General features: G+C 70.2%; 11 protein-coding genes. 6 read left to right on the top strand and 5 right to left on the bottom strand.

Features of this window, described 5'->3' with window-relative positions:
* Positions 1–462, top strand: a 462-nt coding sequence (locus tag VME70_08375; GenBank protein ID HTW20209.1) for an AMP-dependent synthetase, incomplete at its 5' end; no start/stop codon positions are given.
* Here the strand turns inward: VME70_08375 and VME70_08370 are convergent.
* Entirely contained in the window at positions 442–621 is a 180-nt protein-coding gene (locus tag VME70_08370) for a hypothetical protein (GenBank protein ID HTW20208.1), read from the bottom strand. The genes VME70_08375 and VME70_08370 overlap by 21 nt on opposite strands.
* Before the next feature lie 101 nt (positions 622–722).
* The gene (locus VME70_08365) at positions 723–2,045 is read right to left on the bottom strand and encodes a UDP-glucose/GDP-mannose dehydrogenase family protein (GenBank protein ID HTW20207.1); all 1,323 of its coding nucleotides are present in this window, start codon (positions 2,043–2,045) and stop codon (positions 723–725) included.
* A 38-nt stretch (positions 2,046–2,083) separates the two neighbouring features.
* On the opposite strand from VME70_08365, the gene VME70_08360 reads away from it, so the two are divergent.
* From VME70_08360 to VME70_08350, 3 genes are read left to right on the top strand one after another with little or no spacing between them, the layout of a single operon-like run.
* Positions 2,084–3,253 (top strand): acyl-CoA dehydrogenase family protein, encoded by a 1,170-nt coding sequence (locus VME70_08360; protein ID HTW20206.1) that lies wholly within the window; start codon positions 2,084–2,086, stop codon positions 3,251–3,253.
* Positions 3,250–4,278, top strand: a complete 1,029-nt coding sequence (locus VME70_08355) for a ferrochelatase (protein HTW20205.1) — start codon at positions 3,250–3,252, stop codon at positions 4,276–4,278. Before VME70_08360 ends, VME70_08355 begins: the two co-directional genes overlap by 4 nt.
* Before the next feature lie 7 nt (positions 4,279–4,285).
* Positions 4,286–6,250: an acetoacetate--CoA ligase gene (locus VME70_08350; protein HTW20204.1), complete on the top strand. Its 1,965-nt coding sequence runs from the start codon at positions 4,286–4,288 to the stop codon at positions 6,248–6,250.
* Here VME70_08350 and VME70_08345 read toward each other — a convergent pair whose 3' ends face one another.
* On the bottom strand, positions 6,251–6,913 hold the full coding sequence (locus VME70_08345; GenBank protein ID HTW20203.1) for a TIGR03089 family protein: 663 nt from the start codon (positions 6,911–6,913) through the stop codon (positions 6,251–6,253).
* Positions 6,914–7,051: 138 nt separating this feature from the next.
* On the opposite strand from VME70_08345, the gene VME70_08340 reads away from it, so the two are divergent.
* Positions 7,052–8,179: a glycosyltransferase family 1 protein gene (locus tag VME70_08340; GenBank protein ID HTW20202.1), complete on the top strand. Its 1,128-nt coding sequence runs from the start codon at positions 7,052–7,054 to the stop codon at positions 8,177–8,179.
* 6 nt (positions 8,180–8,185) lie between these two features.
* Positions 8,186–9,253, top strand: coding sequence for an NDP-sugar synthase (locus VME70_08335; GenBank protein ID HTW20201.1), 1,068 nt, complete (start codon positions 8,186–8,188; stop codon positions 9,251–9,253).
* A 5-nt stretch (positions 9,254–9,258) separates the two neighbouring features.
* On the opposite strand, the gene VME70_08330 is transcribed toward VME70_08335, so the two are convergent.
* Both VME70_08330 and cofD read right to left on the bottom strand, forming a co-directional pair.
* On the bottom strand, positions 9,259–10,245 hold the full coding sequence (locus VME70_08330; protein HTW20200.1) for a coenzyme F420-0:L-glutamate ligase: 987 nt from the start codon (positions 10,243–10,245) through the stop codon (positions 9,259–9,261).
* On the bottom strand, positions 10,245–11,213 hold the full coding sequence (gene cofD, locus VME70_08325) for a 2-phospho-L-lactate transferase (protein ID HTW20199.1): 969 nt from the start codon (positions 11,211–11,213) through the stop codon (positions 10,245–10,247). Before cofD ends, VME70_08330 begins: the two co-directional genes overlap by 1 nt.
* Positions 11,214–11,217: the final 4 nt, after the last annotated feature.

The following is an 11,217-nucleotide window of genomic DNA, read 5'->3' as shown; positions in this document are numbered from 1 at the left end:
CCGATGCTGATGGCCGGCTACCGGCTGCGCCCCGACCTCGATGCGGAGGCGCTAGTCGACGGCTGGCTGGTGACGGCCGACCGCGGCGAGCTCTCCGCGGAGGGCACGCTGCGGGTGCTGGGCCGCACCGACGATGTCGTCGTGACCGGCGGCGAGAACGTCTCCGCGGATGACGTGGCAGCGGTGCTCGCCGGCCACCCTGATCTGGCCGACGCCGCCGTCACGGGCGTCGCCGACGAGCAGTGGGGGCAGCGGCTCGTGGCGGTGGTCGTCGCTCGTGCCGGTCACTCGGCGCCGGCCGTCGGCGACCTGCGCTCCTGGTGTGCCGACCGGTTGGCGGCGGCAGCCCGTCCGCAGGGGATCGTGGTGGTCGACGCGATTCCGCGCCTGAGCTCGGGGAAGCTCGACCGCCGTGCGGTTGCTCGCCTTGCTGATGCGGCCTCAGGCGACCCGAGCGGGTAGCCAGTCGGCGGATCCGGGCTCCGTGCGGTAGACCTCGGCGGACTGGATCGGCATCGCGAGGTCGAGCAGCAGCGTCAACGGGATGCCGGCTTCCAGCAGCTCGAGGACAGTGTCGATCTCGTCCATCTGCGGGTGGGGAGCCCCGTCACGCTTGGTCATTTCTTACTCCTCTTGTTGCCTGGCTGTCCTATATGTCGACGCCAAACGGCCCAACTATGAATGCTCCATCCGGGCTAATTCCGGGCCCGGACCGAATCCGGTTACGGTCGACCCAGCGCCCGATAGGTCCAGCCGGCGGCTCGCCAGCGGCCTGGATCGAGCGCGTTCCGGCCGTCCACGATGCTCCGTTGCGCCACGACACCAGACAGTACTTCGGGGTCCATCTCGCGAAACTCGCGCCATTCGGTCAGATGGAGGACGACGTCGGCGGCACGGGACGCCTCAACCGCCGACGCGCAGTACTCGAGGTCGGGGTAGAGCGTGCGGGCGTTGTCCATCGCGGCGGGGTCGTAGACCCGTACGTGGGCGCCCATCCGCTTCAGCCGGGAGGCGACGTCGAGCGCGGGCGAGTCGCGGATGTCGTCGCTTTCCGGCTTGAATGCAGCGCCGAGCACGCCGACCCGCCGGTTGACCACGGAGTCGCCGAGCAGCTCGCGGGCCAGCTCGACCATGCGAGCGCGGCGGCGCAGGTTGATCGCGTCGACCTCGGTCAGGAACGACAGCGCCTGGTCGACGCCGAGCTCGCCGGCCCGGGCCATGAACGCTCTGATGTCCTTCGGCAGGCAGCCGCCGCCGAAACCCAGGCCAGCGTGCAGGAAGCGCCCGCCGATCCTGGGGTCGTGGGCCAGCGCTTCGGAGAGCTTCGTGACGTCGGCGTGCGCGGCCTCGCACACCTCTGCCATCGCGTTGATGAAGGAGATCTTGGTGGCGAGAAAGGCGTTCGCCGCGACCTTCACCAGCTCGGCGGTCGGCAGGTCCGTCACGACGACCGGAGTTCCGGCGTCGATCACCGGCGCGTAGACCTCGCGCATGACCTTCTCGCCGGCCTCGGAGGTGATCCCGATCACCAACCGGTCGGGGCGCAGGGTGTCCTTGACGGCGAAGCCCTCGCGCAGGAACTCCGGGTTCCACACCAGCTCGATGTCGTGGCCTGCCGGTGCCTCGCTCGCGATCCGCTCGGCGACCCTGGCTGCGGTGCCGACCGGGACGGTCGACTTCCCGACCACCGTGCAGGGCCGGTTGAGCAACGGGAGCAGGCGGTCGAGCGACTCGTGGATGTAGCGAAGGTCTGCGGCGTACTCGCCGGGCTTCTGCGGGGTGCCGAGGCACAGGAAGTGCACGTCGCCGAACGCGGCGACCGCTTCGATCGAGGTGGTGAAGCGCAGCCGGCCGGTTGCGAGGTTCTTCCGGAGCAGCTCGTCGACGCCAGGCTCGTAGAACGGCGCCTCGCCGGCGGACAACCGGTCGATCTTGACCTGGTCGACGTCGATGCCGAGCACCTCGAAGCCGAGCTCCGCCATGCAGACCGCGTGAGTGGCGCCGAGATAGCCCGTGCCGATGACGGTGAGTCTCGGAGCGCTCATCAGCCGATCGTAGGGTGAGCCGCCCGTAGCATCGGCCTGTGAACCCAGCCTTCGACCTGTTCACGCTGCCGGAGGAGCACCGCCTGCTGCGTGAGACGGTTCGTGAGCTGGCCGCGGACAAGATCGCGCCGCGGGCGGCGGAGATCGACGAGTCGGCAGAGTTCCCTTGGGACGTGCATGACGCGCTGGTCGCGGCTGACCTGCATGCGGTGCACGTGCCGGAGCAGTACGGCGGGGTGGGCGCGGACGCGATCGCGAGCGCGATCGTGATCGAGGAGATCGCGCGGGTCTGCGCGTCCTCGTCGCTGATCCCGGCAGTGAACAAGCTCGGAACGACGGGGTTGCTGCTCAGCGGCGGGGACGACGTGAAGGCGGCGTACCTGCCGAAGCTCGCCAACGGCGAAGGGTTGTTCAGCTACTGCCTTTCCGAGCCCGACGCGGGCAGCGACGCCGCGAACCTGAAGACCCGGGCCGAGCGCGACGGCGACGAATGGGTGCTCAACGGGGTCAAGCGCTGGATCACCAATGCCGGCATCTCCAGCTTCTACACGGTGATGGCATCGAGCGACCCGTCGGCAGGCGCGCGAGGGATCTCGGCGTTCGTGGTCGAGAAGAGCGATGCCGGCGTGAGCTTCGGAAACCCCGAGCGCAAGCTGGGGATCAAGGGCTCGCCGACCGCAGAGGTCTATCTCGACAACGTGCGGATCCCTGCCGACCGGATCATCGGCGAGCCCGGGTCGGGCTTCAAGACCGCGTTGCGCACGCTCGACCACACGCGGCTGACCATCGGGGCGCAGGCCCTCGGCATCGCCCAAGGCGCGGTGGACTTCTGCCTCGGGTACGTGCAGGAGCGCAAGCAGTTCGGCAGGCCGATCGCGGACTTCCAGGGCGTGTCGTTCCTGCTCGCCGACATGGCGATGAAGACCGAGGCCGCGCGCTCACTGATCTACACGGCGGCTGCGCTGTCGGAGCGGCTCGCACCCAACCTCACCTTCGCCTCGGCGGCGGCCAAGTGCTTCGCGTCCGACACCGCGATGGAGGTCACGACCGACGGCGTGCAGCTGCTCGGCGGGTACGGGTACACGAAGGACTTCCCGCTCGAGCGGATGATGCGCGACGCGAAGATCACCCAGATCTACGAAGGAACCAACCAGATCCAGCGGTTGGTGATGGCGCGCAGCCTGTTGAAGGGCAGCATCGCTCGGTGACCGTGGACGCACTGCTGGTCCTGTCCTTCGGCGGCCCCGAAGGTCCGGCCGACGTCATGCCGTTCCTCGAGCGCGTCACCGCGGGCCGCGGCGTGCCGGCCGAACGGCTCGCCGAAGTCGCAGAGCACTACTACCACTTCGGCGGTGTGTCCCCGATCAACGCTGCGAACCGGTCCCTCGTCGACGCGGTTCGCGCGGAGCTGACCGCACGCGGTCTCGACCTGCCGGTCTACTGGGGCAACCGCAACTGGCACCCGTTCGTCGCGGACACGGTCGCCACGATGACCGCTGACGGCGTCCGACGGGCGCTGGTGTTCGTCACGTCGGCGTACTCGTCGTACTCGTCGTGCCGGCAGTACCAGGAGGATCTTGCCGCCGCCCGAGCGCAGGTCGGCGAGCCGGCCCCGGAGCTGCTGCGACTGCGCCAGTACTTCGATCATCCGGGTTTCATCGAGCCGCAGCGCGATGCCGTGCGCGAGGCGGTCGCGGCCATCGCTGCCGAGCGTCGGGCGAGCACCCGCATGGTGTTCACGGCGCACTCCATCCCGCAGGTGATGGCGGCGCGGTCCGGGCCCGGTGGCGGGGCCTACGTCCAGCAGCTCGAGGTGGCGGCCGGCCTGGTCGCTACCGCCGCGCCGGAGCTGCAGTGGCGGCTGGCCTACCAGAGCCGTAGCGGGTCGCCGTCCGTTCCGTGGCTCGAGCCGGCCATCGTCGATCACCTCGGCGAGCTCGCCGCCGAAGGCGTCACGGATGTCGTGGTCGTGCCGGTCGGGTTCGTGAGCGACCACCTGGAGGTGCGGTGGGACCTCGACGTCGAAGCCGCCGCGGCGGCCGAGCAACTCGGGTTTCGGATGCGGAGAACGCCGACCCCCGGCCCCGATCCCCGATTCGCCGCCATGGTGCGCGAGCTCGTCGAGGAACGGCTGGATCCGACCCGCGCCCGCCGAGCGCTGTCGACGCTCGGGCCGGCGCACGATGTGTGCCCGCTCGACTGCTGCCCCGCGCCGTCGCGTCCCGGCCGCTAGCGTCCCCATGGTGGTCAGCGAAGGCGATCTGCTCTGGACGCCACCGCCCGCTCGGGTGCAGGCGTCGCGGCTGACCGACTTCGCCGGCTGGGTCGAGGCGCACCGTGGCATGCGGTTCGCGTCGTACGACGAGCTGCACCGGTGGTCGGTCAGCGACCTCGACGGCTTCTGGTCAGCGGTCGACGAGTGGGCCGGGATCCGCTGGACCAGCCATCCGGAACGGGCGTTGAAGGAACGCCGGATGCCCGGTGCGCGCTGGTTCGAGGGCGGCCGGCTGAGCTACGCCGAGCACCTGGTGCATCCCCTTGCGGCCGTCGAGGGCTCGGGGGCCGCCGTCATCGCGGTCCGCGAGGACGGCACCGAGACCCAGCTCACCTGGGACGAGCTGCGCGATCGCGTGGCACGGGTTCGCGGCTGGCTGCGCGAACACGACGTGCAGCGCGGGGACCGGGTCGTGGCGTTGCTCCCGAACGGCATCGAAGCCCTGGTGTGCGTGCTCGCCGTCGCGTCGCTCGGCGCCATCTGGTCGAGCTGCTCTCCGGACTTCGGTCCCACCGCGATCGAGGACCGGTTCACCCAGATCGAGCCGGTCGTGCTGCTGACCGTCGACGGCTACTGGTACGGCGGCAAGCAGTTCGATGTGAGGTCCGTCGTCACCGAGCTCCGCCGGAAGCTGCCGTCGTTGCAGGCCACCGTTCTCATTCCCTATCTCGATCCGGCGGCGACGCTTCCCGACTCGCACGACTGGGCCGATGTTCTCGCCACCGATCCGCAACCCGGCTTCGAGCCGATGGGTTTCGCCGAACCGCTGTGGCTGCTCTACTCCTCAGGAACCACAGGCCTGCCGAAGCCGATCATGCACGGGCATGGCGGCATGCTGCTCGAGCACACCAAGCAGCTGGCGCTTCATCTCGACCTGGGCCCCGGCGACCGGTTCTTCTGGTTCACGACCACCGGCTGGATGATGTGGAACCTGTTGATCTCCGGCCTTGCGGTCGGGGCGACGGTCGTGCTGTACGACGGCAACCCGTCGTACCCGGACGCGGACGCGTTGTGGCGGCTCGCCGACAAGCACCGCATCACCTGCCTCGGTCTCGGCGCGCCGTACCTGCAGGCCTGTGCCAAGGCAGGTCTCGAGCCGGGGCGCGACCACGACCTGTCGGCCCTGCGGACGGTCGGCTCGACCGGCGCGCCGTTGCCTCCCGAGGCCTTCGCCTGGGTCTACGGGTCGGTCCGCGATGACGTGATGCTGTCGTCCCTGTCGGGCGGCACCGACGTGTGCAGCGCGTTCGTCGGCGGCGCGACCTGGCTGCCGGTGCGCGCCGGCATCATCCCTTGCGCGCTGCTTGGATCCGCGGTCGCGGCATACGACTCCTTCGGCCAAGCGGTCGTCGGAGAGGTGGGTGAGCTGGTCATCACCGAGCCGATGCCCTCGATGCCGGTGGGCTTCTGGAACGACGCCGACGGCACCCGTTTGCGGGAGGCGTACTTCGCCACCTATCCGGGCGTCTGGCGGCACGGCGACTGGATCGCGATCGGTGCCGACGGCTCGTGCGTGATCTACGGGCGAAGCGACTCCACCCTGAACCGCGCCGGCGTGCGCATGGGGACGAGCGAGTTCTACCAGGTCGTCGACGACGTCCCCGAGGTCGAGGACGCGTTGGTGGTCGACACGTCGGCCGCGGGTCACGACGGTCATCTGTTGCTGTTCGTCGTACTGCGCGAGGGCGCGTCCCTCGACGACGTCGCGCCGGAGCTTCGACGCCGGATCAGGACACAGCTCTCGCCTCGGCACGTCCCCGACGACATCGTCGCGGTGGACGTGGTGCCGCGGACGTTGAACGGCAAGAAGTGCGAGGTGCCGGTGAAGCGGGTGCTGTCCGGCGTTCCCCTCGACCAGGCAGTCTCGGAGGGCGCACTCAAGGAGCCGGGTTCGATGGCGGTCTTCGTCGAGATGGCGGGCCGCTGGTAGTCAGGTCAGGCCGGGATCGTCCAGCCGTGGCAGGTCGTCGATCGACACCCCGAGGGTGTGCGTGACCTGCTCGGTCCGCGCATGGTGCGAAAGCTGTTCGTCGTTCGCGCCGGTGACGAGGACGACCGAGCCGCTGACCGCCAGTGGCCCCAGCAAGCCGTGGAACAGTGCCGGGCCGTCGTCGTAGCGCAGCACCGTGAGAACCCTCGCCGCGAAGGGCAGCTCCGTGTCCGCTGCCTCGATGAGATCGCCCCCGGTTGCGTCGTACGAGTCGAACGCGTCCGGCTGAGCGGCGACGAGGCGGCTGAAGTCGGCGCCCATCGCGGCGAGTGCGAGGCGTATGACGGGGCCGTCGGCGGCTTCGTCGAGGGTGGTGATGGTCAAGGCTCCGGCGCCGTCGAAGCTGACCCGGGCACCCACGGCCCAGGACGCCAGCAGGGCAACGATCGCCTGCCAATGCAGGGGAAGCCTGACCACCACAACGTCCCCCGGCTCGACGTCGTACTCGTCGATGAAGAGGTTGGCGGTCTTCGCGACCCAGTTCGCCGTGGTGGCGACCGACAGCTCGATGCGCTCCCCGCTCGCATCGTTGTAGTAGGTGGCGAACGGTCGTGCCCCGTCCCGGCGGAGCTCGGCGGCGAGCAGGTCGGCAGGCGTTGTCATCCGGTAAGGATCCGCCAGTCGTCGCGGGGGTTAACGAAAGGGTGTCGCACCGGCGGGCACCACCCATCGGGGCTACGCTGGTTTGCGGAGAACAAGACGCAGTCAACACACAGGGATCAGACGGGGAGGGAGCCGCTCGTGGCCCCCCGAGTGCTGGTCGACGCGACCGCAGTTCCCGCCGACCGCGGCGGGGTCGGGCGGTACGTCGACGGCCTTCTAGGAGCGCTGGGCGCGGTCGGCGCCGACCTTGCCATCGTCTGCCAGCGGGCCGATGCCGAGCGCTACTCCTTGCTTGCCCCGCAAGCCGTCGTCGTGCCCGGGCCGCCGGCCATCGCGCATCGTCCGGCACGGTTGGCGTGGGAGCAGACCGGCCTCCCGCTGGTCGCCCAGCAGCTTGCCGCAGAGGTCGTGCACTCGCCGCACTACACGATGCCTCTGCGGGTCGGCCTGCCGGTCGTCGTGACCATTCACGACGCGACGTTCTTCACCCAGCCCGAGGCGATCACCGCGGTCAAGGGCACCTTCTTCCGGTCGGCGACGCGCACCGCGCTGCGCCGTGCCACTCGCGTCATCGTGCCGAGCAAGGCGACGCGGGACGAGCTGATCAGGGTGCTCGACGCCGACCCGACGATGATCGACGTCGCCTATCACGGCGTCGATCCTGCGCTGTTCCACGTGCCGACCGATGCGGAGAAGGCACGGGTCGCGGCGCGGCTCGGGCTGCACGGCTCCTACATTGCGTTCCTCGGTGTCCTCGAGCCGCGCAAGAACGTCCCCGCATTGATCCGCGGATGGGTCGAGGCGGTCAGCTGGCGCGACGACCCGCCCGCGCTCGTGCTCGCCGGCGGCAGCGGATGGGACGACGACGTCGACATTGCGATCTCCGAGGTGCCGAGCCACCTGCGGGTGATCCGGCCCGGATACCTGCGCTTCGCCGACCTGCCGGGCTTCCTCGGCGGCGCGACGGTGGTCGCTTTTCCGAGTCATGGCGAGGGTTTTGGTCTGCCGGTGCTCGAGGCGATGGCGTGCGGGACGCCGGTGCTCACCACGCAACGGCTCTCGCTGCCGGAGGTCGGCGGCGACGCGGTCGCCTACACCGAGCCGGACGCTGCCTCGATCGGCGCTGCGCTCTCCGCCCTTCTCGACGACGGGGCCCGCCGGCACAGCCTGTCCGAGGCGGCCCTCAACCGGGCCCGGGAGTTCACCTGGCAGGCGAGCGCGGAAGCCCACCTCGCGTCCTACGCCCGCGCTGCCGCGCAGAACTGACCGCCCGTGGAGGCGGTTGTCCTCGTCGGCGGTCAGGGAACCCGACTCCAGCCGCTGACGCTGCGCACGCCCAAGCCGATGTTGCGGCTGGCCGGCGTGCCGTTCCTCGCTCATTTGATCGCCCGGCTGCGCGCGGCCGGCGTGGATCACCTCGTCCTCGCGACGTCCTACCTGCCCACGGCTTTCTCGGGCTACCTGGGCGATGGTGAGGGCATCGGGTTGCGGATCGACTACGTCACCGAACGCGTGCCGCTCGGCACCGGCGGCGGGATCCGCAACGTTGCCGGCCACCTTGAGTCGGGGCCGGACGAGCCGGTGCTCGTCCTCAACAGCGACATCGTGTCCGGGCACGACCTGAGTGCCCAGCTCGACCTGCACCGACGCGCCGGTGCAGCCGTCACCCTCCACCTCGTCGAGGTCGAGGACGCCAGGCCTTTCGGTTGCGTACCAACGGATCCGCAGGGTCGGGTCACTGACTTCGTGGAGAAGTCGGACCACCCGGTGGCGAACCTCATCAACGCCGGCTGCTACGTCTTCACCCGGCAGGTCATCGACGAGATCCCGGCCGGTCGCCCGGTCTCCGTCGAACGCGAGACGTTTCCCGGCCTGCTGTCGGCCGGCTCGCTGGTAATGGGGTACGTCGAGCCGTCGTACTGGCTGGATGTCGGAACTCCGGCCACCTTCGTCCAGGCGAGCGCCGATGTCGTGCGCGGCGTTGCGCCCTCGGAGGTCCTGCCGGGCCCGGTCGGCGACACGCTCGTCGACGTCGCGGCAACGGTCGCGGCCACGGCCGACGTCACCGGTGGCTCAGCGGTCGGCGCCGCGATGATCGATGACGGCGTGCGGGTCGACGGCTGCGTCGTCGGCGACGGTACGCACATCGAGTCCGACGCCCAGCTGGTCCGCTGCCTGGTCGGATCGGATGCCCGCATCGGCGCCCGATGCACGCTGACCGACGCGGTCATCGGAGACGGCGCGACCGTCGGCGCGGACAACGACCTTGCGGCCGGGATCCGCGTCTGGAACAACGCCGTGATCCCGCCGGCGTCGATCCGCTTCTCTCCGTTGCCCTGACGCGGTCACCCGCGACGGACGACGACGCTCCCACCTTCCGGCATCGGCGCGACCACACCACGAAGCCCGCGGGTTGCGAGCGCGGTCAGCAGCCGGCCGGTCACGATCCCGACCGTGAACTGATCCGTCCCGGACACCGTCACACGATCGCCGTCGAGGTCGATCCTGACGGCGTCGGTCCGCACCGCATCGACGGCCGGCACGATCGCGTCTTCGGCCACCACGACGTCGCTCACCCCTGGGGCATCCACCGCCGGGAGCGGCGCGCTGTTGTCGAGCGCATCGCGCATCGCCTCGCGAGTGCCGCGTCGGAACATGTCGTCCGCGGCGGAACGTACCAGCGGCCGGGCTCCGCGATCGGGTTCCGCGTGCCGGACCGGGAACCCGCGAATGACGGCGACCGGTGTCGAGCTCAGCTTGCCCTTGACGAGGTCGGCAGCGGAGGCGAGCTCGTCTGCGACGGCGATCACCGTTGCTTCGAGCGGGCGACCACTCGTGTCGCCCTCGCCGCGCAGGTCCCAGAGCACGTCGATGCCCGCGGCGCCGATCGCGGTGTCGATGACGCCTTCCCGCCAGGGCCGGCCCATGGTGTCGCTGACGATGACGGCCACGTCGATGCCCAGCCGCTCGTGCAGACCGGATCGGATCCGGGCTGCGGACGCGTCAGGATCCACCGGCAGGAGCGCCACGACTCCGTCGGGGACATTGCTCGCGTCGATTCCTGCGGCGGCAAGGACGAACCCGTGGTGCGTCTCGACGATCTGCGTGTCTCCGCGTTCCGCGACCACCCGAGCGGTCTCGCCGGCCAGGTGGTCGGCGCGGGTTCCGGTGACCAACCGGCCTTCTGCCTTTGACACGATCTTGCTCGTCACCACGATGACGTCGCCGTCGCGCAGTTCGGCGCCGGCCGCGGCGAGCAGCCCCGCGATGTCGTCGCCCGCCGTCACCTCCGGTAGGCCGTCGACGCCGAAGAGCTCGAGCCGCACGGGCATCAGCCGGCTCCGCTGGGCAGATCGACGGCAGCGCGGGCCATCGCGACGGTCGCACCGAGGTCGTCCATCATCAACGGCACGGCGGCCGCGCGGAAACCGGCAGCACGAAGCGGTGCCACCGCATGGGCATCGCGCTCGTCGACCAGCCAGCCGTCGATCAACCCGCCCGAGGGTCGCGCGCCGTAGTGCCGGGCGACGGCCTCGGCCGTCGTCTCGACCCCGATCGCCGCGAGGCACGCATCCGCCATCCCCCGCACCGGTGCGTCGCCGACGATCGGCGACAACCCGACCACGGGCGCTGGGGTCGCGCGCAGCGCGGCAGAAATGCCAGGAACCGCAAGGATCACGCCGATCGAGACGACCGGGTTGCTCGGCGGCAACAGCACGAGGTCGGCATCCCGAAGCGCATCGAGTACACCGGGCGCCGGCTTCGCGGCATCGACGCCGCGAATGTCGAAACCGGTCGCCGGAACTGCGACATGCAGGCGGACCCACCACTCCTGGAAGTGCACGCTGCGACCGTCCTCGAGGTCCACGTGGGTCTCGATCGGCGCGTCCGTCGCAGGAAGCAGTCGCACGCCGGTGTCCCAGCGCCGGCACAACCGGCGGGTCACCTCGGACAGCGGTACGCCGGCCTGCAGCCACTGGGTGCGCAGCACGTGGGTGGCGAGGTCCAGGTCGCCGAGACCGAACCAGTCCGGAACGCCGGCGTCCTCGATCGAAGCGGCGTACGTCGAAAGCTCGTCGCGGATGCGGAAGGTCTCGTTCTCGCGACCCCATCCGCGTTCGGCCGAGATCCCGCCGCCGAGGGTGTACATCACGGTGTCGAGGTCGGGGCAGATCCGCAGCCCGAGCATGGTGACGTCGTCGCCGGTGTTGGCGATGACGGTGGTGTCGTGCCCGAGCTCACGCAGCCCGAGCAGGAAGCGAGCGCCACCGACCCCGCCGGACAGCACCGTGACACGCACGCGG

Source organism: Mycobacteriales bacterium (assembly GCA_035504215.1).
Taxonomy (GTDB): domain Bacteria; phylum Actinomycetota; class Actinomycetes; order JAFAQI01; family JAFAQI01; genus DATAUK01.
Note: the sequence above shows the minus strand (reverse complement) of the source record. Positions and strands in the feature narration are given on the sequence as shown.